We start from the raw sequence: 17,294 nt of genomic DNA, 5'->3' as shown, positions 1-17,294 counted from the left end.
TCTTTCCTGAAAGAGAATTACAAATATCTGTGTAATCTGTGAAATCTGCGGGAGATTAGATTACTTCAATTTTACAGTTACTGCCTGACCGGCATACTTCACCATCTTGCCCTTAGGAGCCTTGGCGAGGTTAACGCCCTGGTTGTTCTGGGCATTCACCAGAATCACGTTGAAGCGACGCTTCTGCAGCATTCCTGCGAATGAACCCTTGCGAGCACCAATGGTCAGGGTCTTCTGGGCATCATTATACTTGAAGTCTATCATAGCATACTTGCCCTTCTCGTAGTTGTAGTTGGTTCCCTCGTCCTCATAGAGCGTATAAGAACCGTCCTTGCCTGCATAGACATAGAGGTCGATGAGCTCAGCCTTCTTCTGGTCGCTCCACTCCATCTCTGGACCAACAGGAAGGATAGAACCCTCTGGTACGAAGACAGGAATCTTCTCGAATGGCGCATCGGCTACGATGGTCTGACCACCTGCATAATACTTGCCGGTATAGAAATCGTACCAGCCCTTCTGCTTAGGAAGATAAACGTTACGGCTGTACTTCTGATACTCGCCTACAGGACAAGCCATCAGGGCAGGACCGAACATCCACTGGTCCTTGATGTCGTAAACATTATCATCGCCGTTGAAGTCCATCACCAATCCACGCATCATGGTATAATCCTTGAAATGAACCATACCCGCCATACTGTAGAGGTAAGGCATCAGACGGTAACGGAGCTTGTCGTAAGCCACGATGGTCTTGTAAGCCGGATGATCGGCTGGCGCAATATTCCAGACCTCACGGGTAGGCCACTGGCCGTGGGTGCGATAGAGCGGAACGAAGCAGCCGAACTGGTTCCAGCGAGCCTGCAACTCACGCCACTCCTTCAGGTCGGCATTCTCCTTACCGGTCTTGTCAAACTCCTGCTGGGCAGCCACGTAGCGGTTCTCTACGCAGAAACCACCCTGGTCCATTCCCCAGAAAGGAAGACCCGCCATAGAATAGTTCAAGCCGGCAGTCATCTGAGCGCGCATGTCCTCCCAACGGGTAGCAATATCGCCCGACCAGGTAGCCGTGCTGTAGCGCTGCTCGCCTGCAAAGCCCGAACGGGTAAGAAGGAAGACACGCTGATTAGGGTTCACGCTACGCTGGCCATGATAGATGGCGTCAGCATTCACGATGCTGTAAGCGTTGAAATATTCGGTTGATGTACCGAGGGCAGTAGGACCGGAAAGGGCCTTGCGGTACCACATCGGGGTACAGTCGCGAACATTAGGCTCAGAAGCATCCATCCACCATGCGTCGATTCCGAACTTATACTTGGTATAGAGATTCTCGTCCATCTGGCGCCAGAACATCTTGCGGGCACCAGCATCATAAGCATCATAGAAAGAGCCACGGAAGCCGAGCCAGTCATGAATATCATCCTTGATAGCCTGATGATACATCCAGCCCTTGCTGTCGAGTTCCTTATAGTTCTTGACGGTATCGTAGAACTTAGGCCATACGGAAATCATGAATCTTCCGTTCATGGCATGTACGCTATCGAGCATCGCCTGCGGATTAGGATAACGGGCAGCCTCAAACTCATGGCTTCCCCATGAATCGAGCTTCCAGTAGTTCCAGTCCTGAACGATATTGTCTACAGGAATCTTCAGGTCGCGGAACTTCTTGAGGTTCTCCTCGATGTCCTTGCTGCTCTTATAGCGCTCACGGCTCTGCCAGAAACCGAGGGTCCACTTAGGATAGAGCGAAGCCTTGCCGGTAAGCGTACGGTAGCCCGAAATCACCTCGTCGAGGTTCTGACCGGCAATGAAGTAGTAATCCATGTCAGGAGACATTTCGCTCCAGATGCTCAGCTGGTTCTTCTCTGCCTCTGAACGAGGAGCAGCTACGCGAAGACCGCAGTAGGAAACGTCGCCATCTGGCTGCCACTCGATGCGGATAGGAGTCTTTACACCCTTCTTGATTGGAGTTTCAAACTTGAAGGAATTAGGATTCCAGGCTGTACGCCAGCGCTCAGGCACAACCAGCTTGCCGTCGATATAAATCTTCATGTAGCCGGCATAGTAGAGGATAAACTGGTAGAAACTGTTGGTTGGAGCCTCCACATAACCCTCGTAAACCACCTTGGAACCATTCAGGGCAAAGCCCTTTGGCAGGTTCTGGATACCGCCCTTGTCGGTCTTTTTGCAGATTTCAGAAGCCTCAGGCATCGCATATTCAAAGTAGATGCTGTCTTCACCACGGACAATCTTCTGTCCGTTCTTGTCCACGTAAGTACCGGTAAGCTGACCTTCCTTTCCGTCCTTGTCGTAAAGCTTGAAGGCACGGTTGAGCTGGAGATAATCTTCCGGATTACCCCAACGGCAATAAGAATAGGAATCCCAGAGAATACCGTAGTTCTTGTTGGAAATGACGAAAGGCACACTCACCTTCGTATTATACTGGAAGAGGTCTTCGTTCTTGCCCTTCATGTTCAGTTCCTCACTCTGATGCTGACCGAGACCATAGAAGGCCTCGTTGTCTGGAGAATCGAAGAGGGCTCTCCAAGACCATCCGTGCTTCTGTGATTCAGGAACCTTGGCGATGTCTACGCCAATCTCACGGTCAGGAACGGTAAAAGGCTTGAAAGTCTTTCCACCCTGAGCCACCTCGTTGAGGAGCACATGATCCTTCTGATCATAAAATGTAATCTGACCGGTAGCCTCATTCAACACGGCGCGCATGGCGGCTGTGGTAATGATGAGCTTTTCGCCCTGTTCCTCTACCTTATAATTAGCCTTTCCATTCTGAGGCACGATGATGAGACTCTGCTTGTCGCGGAATCCCTGCTCGGCAGTAGCCTGCACACGGATAATCTTATCGCTCACCACCTGGAGGCGAATCTGACTAGGACCAAAATTTTGGTGCTGTTTCAATTGAACGGTAAGATAGTTACCTTTCTGAATAAAGCCTACTGCCTGGAGCCCAGAAGCGCTCATCAGCAAAACGGCTGAAATCAATAACGTCTTAGTTAGCTTCATACTATATTGTTTATACAAGTTTTTTAAACTTATGATTATTAGATTGAATATCTGCCTGCAAAATTACTTTTTTTTAGTGATAATAATATGTGGAAATGTAACAAAATAGGGTATAAAATGTTAATTACCACATTTTATACCCTTTTCGTTAACAAGAAATCAAGAGATTCCTATGATTAGATACTCTCGCCATTCAGTTTTTTCTTATACTGGGAAGGCGTCAGTCCATAAGCCTCCTGGAAGTATTTGGTGAAATAGCGAGGATTGTTGAAACCTACCGTATAAGCGATTTCGCTGATGTTCAGCTCGTCGTTATGAATCAGCTCTTCAGCCCGCTTGATGCGCTTGGCACGCAGATACTCTGAAGGAGTGGTACCCGTGAGCGAAACCATACGCTTGTAGAGCTGGACGCGCGACATGCAAAGATGAGCACTCATCGACTCTACCGAAGTATCCGGATCGCTCATCATGTCCTTGATGTATTTATCCACATCTGCCAGGAACTTGCGGTCGCTGGCTGTCATTTCAAAGTCGCCCAGCTCGCCCTTTGGAATCACTCTCTCCTTAGGCTGGTTTGGGTCCTTCTTGCCTTCCTTATCCTTGTCGAGGATAGAACGACGCGCAGAACGGCGTGCCCAACCCAAGAGATTGCGGATGCGCAGATTGAGCATATCGATATTGAACGGCTTGATGATGTAATCGTCTGCTCCACTCTCCAATCCCTCTACCTGATGGTCGGTAGCCAGACGTGCTGTCAGCATCACAAACGGAATGGAAGCCGTCTCCTCGTTGCTCTTCACCATGCGGCAGAGTTCGATTCCGTCCATCACAGGCATCATCACGTCGGAGAGGATGACGTCCGGGCGAACCTCGATAATCTTCTGCCAGGCATCCTGACCGTTCACGGCCTCGATGACCTGATAGTCGGTAAGCACATCACACATAAACTCGCGGAAGTCATCGCTATCATCTACCAGAAGTACCTTAGCTACATAGTTCTTGCGGGTAGGCTTGGCGGTTTGCGAAGAACGATGAACGCCATAGAGCGCATCAGAAGAGCCTCCCTCCTCTACCGTTTCTTCTATCGTATCTTCTGCCTTATGAACGGTAGCGATGACTGGAGCCACACGCATGGATTCCAGATGGGCGTTGGTCTTGGCAGCTCCGCCATCATCCATCGGCAAGTCTACGATAAAGACTGAACCGCCGCCATCGTTGTCTCTTACTTCTACCTGACCTCCGTGAAGTTCTGTAAACTTCTTCACCAGGTTGAGTCCGATTCCGCTTCCACCGGCAGGCTGCATTTCCGTGCCGTTCACCTGATAGAAACGCTCGAAGACGTGCTTCTTCTCCTCATCGCTGATTCCCTTGCCGTTATCGGCTACGCTAATGCGCAACATGTCGTGAGTATGGTCTTTCACCTCTACACCCAAGGCAACGGAAAGTCTAACCGTAATAGAACCTCCGTCTGGGGTGAACTTGTAGGCGTTACTCAAGAGATTATTGACAATCTTGCCCACCTTGTCTGCATCAAAGGTCATGATCAGCTTGGAAGTATACGACTCGAAAGACAGATTCACCTTATTATTAGCCAGGATTCTGAACGAATTGCAGATATTGTCCACGAAGCTCACGATGTCCATACGGGCAAGAGACAGCTTCTCCTTGTTCTGGTCGAACTTGCGGAAATCCAGAATCTGGTTGACCAGATTCAGCAATCGGGTTGCATTACGATGAATCAGTTCGAGCTTTCTGCGCTTCTCCGGGTCGCCCTCATCCCGAATCATGGTAACAAGAGGCGAGATAATCAGGGTGAGCGGAGTTCGAAGCTCGTGGCTCACATTGGTAAAGAAGTTGAGCTTCAACTCGTTCATCTCACGGGTCTTCTTGATGCTGTCTTCCCTGATCTGGATTTCATACTTCACTCTCTGCTTCTCTATCATGCGGCGGCGATAGTACCAGAGGACAGCCACAACGAGGAGCAGATAAAGAATGATGGCCCAGGTAGAGAGATAGAACGGCGGATGGATGTGAACCTTCAGCCGGCTCACCTCTTCGCTCACGGTTCCGTCTCCATTCACCACCTTCACTTCGAGCACATAATTGCCCGAGAGGAGATTGGTAAATGTAACTTCCGATCTTCCGTCAGGAGTCATCATCCACTTATCGTTCAATCCCTTCATGCGATAAAGGAAGCGGCAACGTGCCGGAAGCGACACCTGGTCAGAAGCCAGCTGGATGGTAAACGCCTTGTCCTTATAACTCAAGTCAAGTTCCGGATTGCTGTCGAGCGATAATTTGAGTGGCACTCTGCCCTCGAACTTTTCGCCCGCAGTAAGAGGATGGTCAAAGAGAACCAATCCGCTGAAGAGCACATGAGCCTGCTGCCTGCTGGTGCGAATGGTTCTAGGTCGGATGATGTTGATACCGTCCTGACCGCCCATGGCAATCGCTCCGTTTCGCATCAGATAGGCAGAACGGATATTAAACTGTCGGCTCTGCAATCCATCCAGCGAATTGAAACTGATCATGGTAAGATTCCACTTGCCCTGAGCATCCTTGGTCAAGGTTACACGGGTGACGATAAACTCGGAAACCAGCCAGATATTATGCTGCTTGTCCTCAACAACCGCACAGCCCACAGCTCCTGTGGTTCCATTCAGTTCGTTGATGGATTCATACTGTCCGTTGCTGCTGTCATACATCGAAATACCTCCAGGCGAAGCCATCCACAAGATGCCACGGCTATCCTTCATCGCATAATTGACAGAAGGACTCTCGAAAGGAGTTCCGTCCTTGGTACTATTGATGTTAGTCATCTTCCTACTATGAAGATCAAAGACAGAAATATACTGGGAATGACCTATCAGAGCCTCATGATTATTGAGCAGGAAGATGGAATTGATGAAATTGCTCGTTATTCCCGAATTGGCAATATTGAAGGTAGAGAATTTCTCTGTGACAGGATCAAAAATCTGCACACCACTTCCCAAAGTACCGATAAGCAGACGATGCTGAGGGTCTTCCTGGAAGCACCAGACGCTATTATTAGCCAATCCGCTATTGGAAATATTGAAAGCCTTCCACCTGCCATTCTTGAACTGGGTAAAGCCGCCGTTGAAGGTTCCGAAATACATGGTTCCATCCTTCATGGTCACGCTACTCACCACGACATCCGAGCCAAGACCGGTCTGAGCCTGACCGAAATGCCAGGTCTGTCCGGTTACAGGATTATAACCCACGATTCCCATATCGTTGGTTCCACACCACAGATTTCCTGCCAAATCCTGCGTAATGGTACAGACATCACCGAGCGGAATGGTATTGAACTTGCTGGAAGATGGTGAATAATAAGCCACACCATTCTTATAGCTGCCCACCCATACGGCTCCGAAATTGTCAATATAAACCTTCTGTAAAGAATTGTCTACAATACTTCCCCGGGCATTACTATGCACATACTGGTGACAAGTCTTTGACTTGAAATCAATATAGAAAAGTCCATGATGATCGGTAGCAACCCACAAGGCACCATTTGGGTCTACCTGAAGGTCGCGCATGACGATGCGGTCTTTTACAGGAACAAGAATTCCTCTCTGTGCAAGATAAGAACGGACTGTAAGCCATTGTCTGTTAAGAGAATTGAAGACATAAGATTCTGTTGTTGTAGAAACCCAGAAAGTATGATTGTTCTCTACAAAACTGTAAGCGCCATTATCTCCACAAAGACGATGGTCTTTTAGGAAGGTATTATACCAGAGCACGCTCTGTTTGTCGCCATCCAGCAGGCACAGCTTTCCATCGCCATAAGTAACCAGCAGCTTGCCGTCTACATCCTTCAGGTTGCTAAAGTCGCCATCCAGGATACAACCGCTCTTAGGCTTCTTCGCATATTTGAACAGGTATGTGGTTTCGTTCTTTACATTATAATAATAAAGACCCTTTCCCCACACCTGAATCCACATATTCTTCTGCGAATCCACCAATAGTCTCTGTGGTGCACCCTCTATGTTGATGGTCTTCAACCAAACTTCCGGCTTGCGGTCAAACTGCTCGGTAGTTGGGTCATAGACACAATAACCCACAGGAGTATGCACCCAGATTTTTCCTTCATTGTCCTCCTGCAATTCATCTACGTAATTGTTGGCCAATGAAGTCTGGTTTGTGGCACTATACAAGAAGGTCTTCATTCGGAATCCATCAAATCGATTGAGTCCCGACTGAGTACCAAACCAGACGTAACCTGTCTTATCTTTCAAGATAGCATTCACCTGGCTATTACTGAGTCCGTCACGGTTATTCAAACTGGAGAACTCGATGTTTTGTAAAGCCGCTCTCATCTGGAGAGGCTGCAGAAGCAGCACAAATCCTAGAACCATGAGGGCCTGCCTCAGCAAATTCAAGTTTTTAAACATGCTCATTCAAGGTTTATATTTATAGTTTGTCGTTTTTATCTTTATCATCGCTTTCCATCGAGGTTCATCAGTCTTCAAAGTGGTCTTTCAGTTCTAGGGAAAAGTTCCTTTAACCCTGCTTCTCAGAGCTTTCTCTGATTTTCAGAATCATCGGCACAACTTCCTTGTAGATTTGCTCATCCCCATTGATGCTACGCATGAGCAATTCGCAAGCCTTGGTACCCTGTTCGTGCGCCTTATCCATGATGGCAGAAAGGCGTGGAGTAACGAAGGCTGCCGTATCTCCATCCGTGAAGCCGATAATGGCAACATCTTCAGGAATGCGCAAGCCCTTAGCCTTGATGGCATCAAAGGCAGCATAGGTTATGATATCGTTGAAGGCAAGAATAGCATCCGGGCGATTCTCACTCTCCAGAAGTCGAAGTGTAGCATTACGGGCTACATCGAAATCTATCTTGTCACAGACTACCAGATCGCGGTCGATAGGAATACGGTTCTCCCTGAGCGCTTCCAGATAGCCATGCTTGCGACGGCGAACCATATCGAGATGGTTAGGACCGCCAATGAAAGCAATACGGCGGGAGCCGGTCTCAATCATGTGCTGAGTAGCCTCCTGAGCCGCCACATCACCATTACCCACAACCTGAGAGAACTTTTCTTCCAGGCAGCAACGGGCAAAAAACACCAAAGGAACTCCCATCTTGTGGAGCTGCTCGAAATGAGAATAGTCGGTAGTATCTTGTGCGAGGCAAGCAATAATACCTTCTACATGCATATCGAGAAAATTGTCAAGAGCCTTCGCTTCGCGCTCATGGTTCTCATGACTATTGGCACTAATAACCGAATAGCCACACTTTGAGGCATAATCTTCTATGCCATCCAGCACGGCAGCATAATAGTGGGTAACCAGATTAGGAACGATGACGCCTATCACCCTTGGAGCTTCCTTCCGAAGACTCTGTGCAAATGGGTTAGGCCGATAGTTGAGTTCCTTTGCCAAGGTCTTGACTTTCTGAGTCATTTCCTCTCCCACCTCATGGCTATTTCGTAAAGCTCGAGACACGGTAGCGATGCTCACTCCCAACTTGTCTGCGAGATCTTTAAGTGATGTTCTACGTTGCTTCATTTACTAATAAGTTAGATTAGAAGATGCATTATTGCACTTTTACGTGCAAAGATACAGTTTTTATTCGAATTTGCAAACGTTTACGTGTGTTTTTTCTAGAGAAAATACTTTTTTTTCTATAAAAACTTGTAATTTTGCAGCCAGTAAGTAATGAATAGTTGATAATAAGTTAGTTAGAAACAAAAGGTTTCAGACTGTCGGGAGACAATCTGAAACCTTATTTTTTACCATATCCTCAAATATCGTATTCAAGTTTCGCAAGTTCAGAAGTTAAATATAATATTCTGCAGAATCTACCAAGCCCGCTCTTAAAGCATATTTTGTAGCCTCATGAACATTATTGACGCACAGCTTTCGGAAGATATTCTTACGATGGGTGTTCACGGTATGGAAACTGGAGAAACGCTTTTCGGCTATTTCCTTCGTAGTCATTCCTAATGCAATATCTTTCAGAATCTCAGTCTCAGTTTTGGTAAGATTTACCTTTTCTTCTGTTTCTTTCTTAGGAGCGAGCAATACTTCCATCATGCGCTGGCAGATGAAACGGTTGCTGGCTGCACAGAAACGGATAGCCTCCTTGATTTCCATCAGCGGGCTCTCCTTCAGGAGAATACTGAACATACTACTGCTAGCCACGAGTACCTTCACGAAGTCGGTACTCAAGTCTTCACTAAACAAGAGCCATCGGGTATAAGGAAAACGCTGGTTCAGGATGAGCAGCTCTGCTGCATCGTTGATGTCGAAGTTCGTATAGTCGAGTATCACGACCGTATCTTCGTTCTCTTTGAGCGCAAGCATCAGCTCAGCCTTGTCTTCCACATACTTGCTTTCCAGCCCTTCCATTTTCTCTATCACGTAGCTGAGTCCTGCTCGCGTGATGTCCTGTCTGTCTGCTAGCAAAATTTTCATGATTCTATCTCCTATCTTATTTTATGTTGTTTATGACAAATATGATTTCTGATGGTCCGCTTCCAGACCATCAGAAATTGATTAGAACGTCATGAGGAATCCCATGCGGATGCCCCATTTGTCTACATTAGGATGATTCAGGTAATTGATACGGCGCACATAATCAATTCCGAAGAACTTGAAGATGTTGTGCACGCCAGCCACCAATTCCCAATATGGAGTATCACCAAAGGTGTAAGAGTTGTTTGGGAACTTGAAGAGAACATCATCGTTCGGATTCTTCAGCGGATTGTTCTTATCCGTAAGTTGTCCCCAGACTCCCTTGGCTGCAATATATTCACGCCACTTGAGCTTCTTGATGAGCGGAATACGATTGAGCAGCTTGCCGTTCATATCCCAGGCTACAGACCAGAATACCTGACGGTCGCTCAGGAACTCCCAGTCTTTCATCATACTGATAGTGGCCTCCTGTTCAAAGATAGAGAGGTTGACCGGTGGCTGGATAAGCATGCTGAATGGCACCTTGTTCCATTGCATCTTACCCACGATATTGAAATCGATGTAGCCGAAGCTTCCCAACCATTGGCGCTTGTAAATGCCCAGGCTGGTGATGTTGCTCTTATACTGTCCACCCATAAAGCCATCGAGACCCGTCGTATGGCGCAAGCTGAGTTCAGGACTATCCAGATTGATAGGCAAGCGCTGCTGTTTGGTATTCACATAGGTAACACCAGGATTGTAATTGAGTCCTGCCGAAACCTCCGTGGTACGGATTTTCTTTACTTCTTCGCCCGTGTTCACCTTATAATAATGCAGGTTGCCCACAGTACGGTTGCTCTGCCAACGTATATTCGTATCGAAGCGGAAGCCCCAATCGGTCTCGTAGACAAAGCCCAGCTTCTGGCGCTGGTAGAGATACATCTGATCCTGAGTCGTGGCACGAAGGGTCATGAAGAAATTGTCCTTGTTGTGCAACAGGTTGTCATCAGATGGAGAAGTAATATCATGTCCCACCTCGAAAGTCAGGTTGCGCATAGGGAACTCGAACGGACTGTTTTTCTTCTTGTTGAAAGAATAGGTCAGCACATGACCATAATACCATTCATGACTCTTCAGACCATAGGCTCCGTAACCATTCCAGAAGAAATGAGGATTGAGCGCAGCCATCGTACGACCAGCCAGACGCAATCGGATTCCATCCACGAAGTTGTTGGAAAGGAACGTATTGATAGGTCCCAAGTCGAAATAACTTCTGTTTTCCTTATTCTCCTCGGTCTTCTTGGCATGAGCCACCTCAACATAGTTCTCCATCAGGGCTCGCACACCCAGGATAATGTATTTGAAGCCCTTGGAATTCTCCATACGATGAATAAAACTATCCATCGACGATTCGCTCTTCGTAAGGCCTACCTGTCGGTATTTATTCCAGTAAGCCTCATCACGGTTCATGGCGTCCATATCGTGCCTTATCTTCGCCTTGCCCTTGAACAGCTGCTTCGGCAGTTCATCAAAGGCATAGTCGGAGAGTCGCGTATTTCTTACCACCAGCAGGTCCTGCAACAGATTATTGATGTGCATTTCTGCCACCATATCGTCCTTGGTCAAAACCCACTCGCCATTATCGAGCTTCGTAAATTCCTGCTCTATCTTCATATCCTTCACCCAGTTTACATCACTATTGTGAGGCATATAAAGATTACATTTCTTTACATGCAGGGTGCTGTCAGCAAGCACATAGAGCTCTCCACGGAATCCGAAGTCCTGACTGTTGGCAGGAATAAACTGCAGATGATAGCAGAGATCACGCTCTACATAAACCGTATCCTCTATATAATAATGGTAGAAGGAAATGGCTGTCCTACCGATAGGAGAAGGGAACGGATATTGCAGGAGGCGCACATAATCATCGTAGATATCGACATCGGTAAATACATCCTTGAGAACAGTATTGATGATTTCACCCGTCTGAATCACCTGACCGATACCATTACTCTGCTGACCCTTGATAATATCTTTCTCGCTCTTTGGATCCTTGCGGTAGATATGCTGCGAAACCGTCTCGTTGACCTGCACAGGCAAGGTCAGCTTATCATTATAAGGCGATTTCTCCACCTGGTCCAACAGATACTGACGCTTGCTGAAGAACTTGCCCTCCAACTGTTCCTTGGTCAAATCGTTGAGCGCCAAGGTTAACTTCTGATATTTATCAAACTGATAATAATCATGATTGGACAGATTGCTCTTCTTCTTGGCAGCAATCACACGTCGCATCAGCTCTACGGCAGGATTTTCCTTTCTTTTGTACTTACCTTTCTTCGATTTCACCACCACCTCGTTGAGTCGGCGGCTATCATCTTTCAATTTCACTTCCAGAAAATTGAGCTTTTCGCTAATCTTCACAGTCTGTGACTTATAGCTGAGGGCACTCACGGTAAGCACCCATTCGGGATGCTTCTCGATGGTAAACTTACCCTCTCCATCACTTGAAACGGCAATCTTGTGTCCCTTATATTGCACGCTAGCATAAGGCACGGCAAAGCCATCCTCGTCGATGACGCGACCGCTGATTTTCTGCTGTGCAGCCATCTCGAGCGCACAGACCATCAATGTAAAAAACAACAAGAATGATCTTTTAAAATTCATATCCTTCATTAACCTCTTTCTAATAATACCTTATTTATATAATAAGCCATATTTAAGCTCTTTTGGGCTTCATTTGTGGCTTTTTTCCGAATTCGGATGCAAAGATATACATATTATTCTGAAAATAATCGAAAACTATTTGGATATTTTAGTTTTTTAGCGTAATTTTGCAACCGAATTACAAACAATCAAGCAAAACGAATAGAAATTAGGCAAAAATGAACAATAAAGGAAATCTAACCAATGAGCGCCCTCCTCTGCTGCCCGTCATCATCGGAACGGGCTTCGGAAGCGGCTTCTGGCCTTGGGGACCAGGTACGGCAGGCTCAGTCTTGGCCACCCTTATTTGGGCATTGATGGCTTACCTCGGTGGCTTCAACGGAGAAACGTTGCAAAGCATCACCTTTTTCCTGGTCATCCTCTCTACCCTGTTAGGAACCTGGGCTACAGCCCGACTACAGCCTTACTGGGGAGAAGACCCAAGCCGAGTAGTAATCGACGAGATGGCTGGCGTATGGATTCCGCTGTCCCTAATTACGCCATTTACTGCCACAGGAACACCCAAGGATGCCTGGTGGTGGGCTTTGGTTGCCTTGGTTCTCTTCCGCTTCTTCGACATGGTGAAGCCGCTTGGCATCAAGTGGCTAGACCGCAAAGAGGGAGCCTTCTATGTCATGGCAGACGACCTGCTGGGTGGATTCTATGCAGCCGTCGTCATGCTGATTGCCAAAATCATATTTTTATGGGTAAGATAAAGCAGGAACTGGTAACCTTCGGAAAGGCTGAGCTGACAGCATCAATAGCCTCGATAGTAGACTTCGGACTGGCTTTCTTCCTCTCCGACATCATCGGAATATACTACGGACTAGCCAATGCCCTGGGCGTCATGAGTGGCGGAATCACCAACTGCACCCTCAACTACCGCTACGTATTCGGCGACTCCAAGCGCAAGAAGAAGAGCGTGGCATGGCGATATTTCATCATCTGGGCCTTGAGCTGGACACTCAATTCGGGCGGTACCATCGCCTTGACAGAAGCCATCAACCTGCATGAACACGTCAATATCCACTACATGATTCCAAAATGTGTGGTTTCATTTCTTGTAGCTGTGCTGGTGAATTATCCCGGACAGAGGAAATTCGTGTTTAAGAAAAAGGACGAAGAAGAGGTTCCTGAAGGAAGGAATCCTGAAGACCTCCAATAAGAAGGAAAAAAGAATATTAGGAAATTACAAATGACAATAAACAAATGAATTACAGAGATTTCTTACAAAAAGTAATCTACGTGATGATCAATCCGCTCATCAAGGCGATGATAAAGATTGGAATCACGCCAAACATCGTGACGCTGGTAGGTTTTATCGGCAATATTTTTGCTACCTGCTTCTTTATTGACGCAGCGTGGATTCTGGGAATGGGCGGAGTCAACAGCGACCCTACCCTGATGACTGCCGGCACTAGCGACTATACTTATGCCGACTGTATGACTCTCATCGGATGGGGTGGATTTATCATTCTTGCCTCTGGTCTCTTCGATATGATGGATGGAAGACTGGCCCGTATGAGCGGCAAGAGCAGCCTCTTTGGTGCACTTTGGGATTCTACGCTCGACCGTTACAGCGAGCTGGTCAGTCTCTTCGGCATCTGTCTGGTCTTCCTCCTTACCGACAAGGGCGAATGGTTCTGGATGGGCGTAATGACCTTTGCTGCCATGACGGGTTCCGTGATGGTAAGCTACGTTCGTGCCCGTGCAGAGGGTCTAGACATCGAGTGCAAGGTAGGATTCATGCAACGCCCGGAGCGAGTAGTAGTTACTGCCGTATCTGCAATCGTTACTGGCATTACCGGAGATTTATGGTGGTTGGCGAGCGGCATGATTCTCATCGCCATTTTTGCCAACATCACAGCATTCTGGCGCATCGCACATTGCTATCGAGTAATGAAAAAAAAATAAGAGAAAGTGTTTAGCATATATTTAATCATTCTATTGGTCGTGCTGATGGCTTGGAAGAAGACCCGCAACTTTGCCATCTACTTCCTGCCTTGGTTCCTCTTCGGAATCATCTACGATTCGATGCGCCTCTACCCGAACTATAAGGTAAACTCCATCGATGTAGTTCATCTGTATGAAGCAGAGAAATATCTCTTTGGAATAGCAGCCACTACAGCTGCCGAACTGCAGGCTGTAGCCGACCATACTAGCCTCATGATACCGGGTGAATACTTCAAGGTTCACAACTGCGGAGTAGCCGATTTCATGGCGGGCATCTTCTACCTGTGCTGGGTACCGGTACCTATCGCCTTCGCCATTTATCTCTACATCAAGAAGCAGTATTCCTGGTTCAGACGATTCTCATGGGCTTTTCTTCTGGTCAACATCATTGGCTTTATCGGCTATTATATTTATCCGGCAGCTCCACCTTGGTATGCGATGAACTACGGTTTCGAGCCGGTTCTCCACACCCCGGGTAATGTGGCAGGTTTAGGAAGATTTGATGAAATGACGGGACTTTCCATCTTTCATGGACTGTACGGCAAGAATGCCAATGTATTTGCTGCCGTTCCCAGTTTGCACGCAGCCTACATGTTCCTCACTACCATCTATGCCGTAATGAGCCATAAGCGTTGGTACACGATAGTCCTATTCACTTTCATCTGCTTAGGAATCTGGTGGACAGCCGTTTATTCCGGCCATCATTACATCATCGATGTCATCTTGGGCATCCTCACCACCCTTATTGGTGTAATTCTGATGGAACTGGGAGGCTTGAAGGGCTTTCTGGGAGAAAGAAAGAACATACGGTATTAGGAAATAAAACAAAGCGCCTGACTCAGAATCAATTATCTAAGCCAGGCGCTTTTTTATCTTAAAATCGCATTTTCCATACAGTTTTATCTTATCTAACCATCACCTTACGGTAACATCTGCGACGACGATGCTGTTCGCTTTCCAGATATTGCCATTGGCTCTGTACACCTTTGTTGCTTTCCATCTGTGGCATAGCCTCAGCCCATTTAAATCCATAACGGTGATATTGCTCGATAAGATCGGCAAAGATCAAGGCATTGGCTCCCTTGGCACGATACTCAGGCAATACACCTATCAGGAGTAAATCTACCGTATCTGTGGCATGAAACTTCAGTACTTTCAGAATTTTCAACCATCCCCAAGGCAACAGTTTACCATTCCCTATCTTCTGCAAAGCATCGGTAAAGGAAGGGAAAGATACGCCAAAACCTATCAATCTGTTGCCATCATTACCATCTACGACACCCGTAACCAGATTCAGATCTGCCTTCTTGATATAATCATTTACATACTTATCTATCTGACTGTCCGTGAGTTGCTGAAAATCATAAAGGTCTTTATAAGTTTCGTTTACAATATGAAACACCTCTCGTCCCATACCACTCTTAACCAACTCTCGGAAAGTAAACTTATGCACATGCAGATTGTATCTTTTCTCTATCATCTCTGCAGTTCTGACAAACTTGGCCGGGGTTTCCTCAGGCACCTTGATGCGATATTCCAGCCAGTCATTATCCTTCTCATAGAACGACATGGCTTCCATGTGGTTCTTATAATAAGGATAATTATAATTGATATACATGGTAGATTTATGATGGAATCCCTCGATGAGCAATCCTTCACGGTCCATATCCGTAAAGCCAAGCGGTCCTACGCACTCAGTCATTCCCTTTGTGCGTCCCCAAGCCTCAACAGCATTTAATAAAGCCTGCGATACTTCTAAATCATCCACAAAATCAAACCATCCGAATCTCACCTGCTTCTTATTCCATTGTTCATTGGCACGGCGATTGATGATGGCAGCAACACGACCCACGATACGCGCCTCACCATCTACAGCCAGAAAATACTGCGCCTCGCAGAATTCGAAGGCAGGATTCTTGCGCTTACTCAACGTATTCATTTCATCAAAGCGCAAGAAGGGAACAGCAAATTTATTGCCCTTATACAGTTCATAATAGAAGTTTACGAAGGCACGCAATCCCTTTCGGGTTGTTACTGGTATTATTCTTATATTGCTCATTACAGTTTTTACTCGATTATAATCAAATTCTGATCAGTATAATTAGTCCGTTTTATATAGCTATTCAGTCCGTACATCTTGTATTACAAGAAGATAGAGAACTACAAAACGTCTGCAAAAGTACTACATATTTTTGACAGAGGCAAGTTTTTAGTGCATTTTTAGAAAAAAATAACGCCTAAAAAAGCAAAAAATAGCAGAATGATGCTTTTGTTTTGAGTTTCAAGTGGTTGTGGCAGCCGTTTGCTTTTAGTGGCATAGACGAGGAAATGCAAAAAACGCAGATTGATGAAATAGAAACGCTTTCAAATCATTACCTCGCAGAAACGCCCTAATAAGCATTTTTTAACGGTGGTGGTTCATATTTCCCCATTCTGCGTAAGTTTTGGTTTTGCCATGCAACTCTCATAGTTTAATTTTGCACCGAACAAAAAAGTAAGAATTATGAGATGCACTTTCAAGACAGTCTTCTATGTAAATGGAAGCAAGGAGAGAAACGGAATTGTCCCTATTATGGGACGAGTGACAATCAACGGAACTATCGCACAGTTCAGTTGCAAGCAGAGCGTGACCAAGGCTATCTGGGATGCCAAGGGCAACAGAGCCATCGGCAAAAGCAAGGAAGCCAAGGAAGTGAATTTTGCGCTTGACAACATCAAAGCTCAAATCGCCAAGCATTACCAACGACTTTCCGACCGTGAGGCGTTCGTTACCGCAGAAATGGTGAGAAACGCATACCAAGGCATAGGTACGGAGTACGAGACTTTGCTTAGAGCTTTTGACAAGGAGAACGCTGCGTTTGCCAAGCGTGTAGGCAAGGACAGAGCCAAGAACACGTACAACAAGTATCTTGTGGTGAGAAAGTACGTTGCCGAGTTCATCAAGTATCAGTACAAGCGCAGCGATATGTCCATGAATGAGCTTACCGAGGAGTTCATCCGTGACTATTGCTTGTACTTAAAGAATATTGTCGGACTTGCGCAGTCCTCCATCTGGATTTACTCCATACCTCTGAAACATATTGTCACAGCAGCACACTACAATGGCAAGATACCGAGAAACCCTTTTGCCATGTACCATGTTGACCCAGACCACAAGGAACGTGAGTTCTTGACCTTGGACGAGCTTACCGCCA

Annotated in this window: 11 protein-coding genes; 5 read left to right on the top strand and 6 right to left on the bottom strand. The window is 46.5% G+C overall.

The annotated features are described in order from the left end of the window. Positions 1-60 precede the first annotated feature (60 nt). The 5 genes from F7D73_RS04710 to F7D73_RS04690 form a co-directional block, all read right to left on the bottom strand. Positions 61-3,015 carry a TIM-barrel domain-containing protein gene (locus F7D73_RS04710; RefSeq protein ID WP_153122571.1) on the bottom strand — a complete coding sequence of 985 codons (2,955 nt, stop codon included), beginning with the start codon at positions 3,013-3,015 and terminating at the stop codon, positions 61-63. 176 nt (positions 3,016-3,191) lie between these two features. Further along, a complete protein-coding gene (locus tag F7D73_RS04705) occupies positions 3,192-7,394 on the bottom strand; it encodes a hybrid sensor histidine kinase/response regulator transcription factor (protein WP_194256851.1) in 4,203 nt (1,400 codons plus the stop codon). 145 nt (positions 7,395-7,539) lie between these two features. Continuing rightward, on the bottom strand, positions 7,540-8,556 hold the full coding sequence (locus tag F7D73_RS04700) for a LacI family DNA-binding transcriptional regulator (protein ID WP_153122567.1): 1,017 nt from the start codon (positions 8,554-8,556) through the stop codon (positions 7,540-7,542). Positions 8,557-8,826: 270 nt separating this feature from the next. After that, positions 8,827-9,465, bottom strand: coding sequence for a response regulator transcription factor (locus F7D73_RS04695; protein ID WP_153122565.1), 639 nt, complete (start codon positions 9,463-9,465; stop codon positions 8,827-8,829). Between the two features lie 81 nt (positions 9,466-9,546). Next, complete coding sequence (locus tag F7D73_RS04690; protein ID WP_437182291.1) at positions 9,547-12,108, bottom strand: DUF5686 family protein; 2,562 nt, start codon at positions 12,106-12,108, stop codon at positions 9,547-9,549. 218 nt (positions 12,109-12,326) lie between these two features. Here F7D73_RS04690 and F7D73_RS04685 point away from each other — a divergent pair, with 218 nt between their 5' ends. From F7D73_RS04685 to F7D73_RS04670, 4 genes are read left to right on the top strand one after another with little or no spacing between them, the layout of a single operon-like run. Continuing rightward, positions 12,327-12,863, top strand: coding sequence for a phosphatidylglycerophosphatase A family protein (locus F7D73_RS04685; protein ID WP_153122563.1), 537 nt, complete (start codon positions 12,327-12,329; stop codon positions 12,861-12,863). Then, a complete protein-coding gene (locus F7D73_RS04680) occupies positions 12,851-13,312 on the top strand; it encodes a GtrA family protein (RefSeq protein ID WP_153122561.1) in 462 nt (153 codons plus the stop codon). The genes F7D73_RS04685 and F7D73_RS04680 overlap by 13 nt, the downstream gene beginning before the upstream one ends. A 44-nt stretch (positions 13,313-13,356) precedes the next feature. After that, a complete protein-coding gene (locus tag F7D73_RS04675; RefSeq protein WP_153122559.1) occupies positions 13,357-14,061 on the top strand; it encodes a CDP-alcohol phosphatidyltransferase family protein in 705 nt (234 codons plus the stop codon). A gap of 6 nt (positions 14,062-14,067) precedes the next feature. Further along, a complete protein-coding gene (locus tag F7D73_RS04670; RefSeq protein ID WP_218416538.1) occupies positions 14,068-14,916 on the top strand; it encodes a phosphatase PAP2 family protein in 849 nt (282 codons plus the stop codon). Positions 14,917-15,004: 88 nt separating this feature from the next. On the opposite strand, the gene F7D73_RS04665 is transcribed toward F7D73_RS04670, so the two are convergent. Further along, complete coding sequence (locus tag F7D73_RS04665) at positions 15,005-16,159, bottom strand: N-acetyltransferase (RefSeq protein ID WP_153122555.1); 1,155 nt, start codon at positions 16,157-16,159, stop codon at positions 15,005-15,007. 444 nt (positions 16,160-16,603) lie between these two features. Here F7D73_RS04665 and F7D73_RS04660 point away from each other — a divergent pair. Continuing rightward, on the top strand, positions 16,604-17,294 hold a 691-nt coding region (locus F7D73_RS04660), incomplete at its 3' end, for a phage integrase SAM-like domain and Arm DNA-binding domain-containing protein (RefSeq protein ID WP_194256850.1).

Source organism: Segatella copri, assembly GCF_009494395.1.
GTDB lineage: Bacteria > Bacteroidota > Bacteroidia > Bacteroidales > Bacteroidaceae > Prevotella.
Note: the sequence above shows the minus strand (reverse complement) of the source record. Positions and strands in the feature narration are given on the sequence as shown.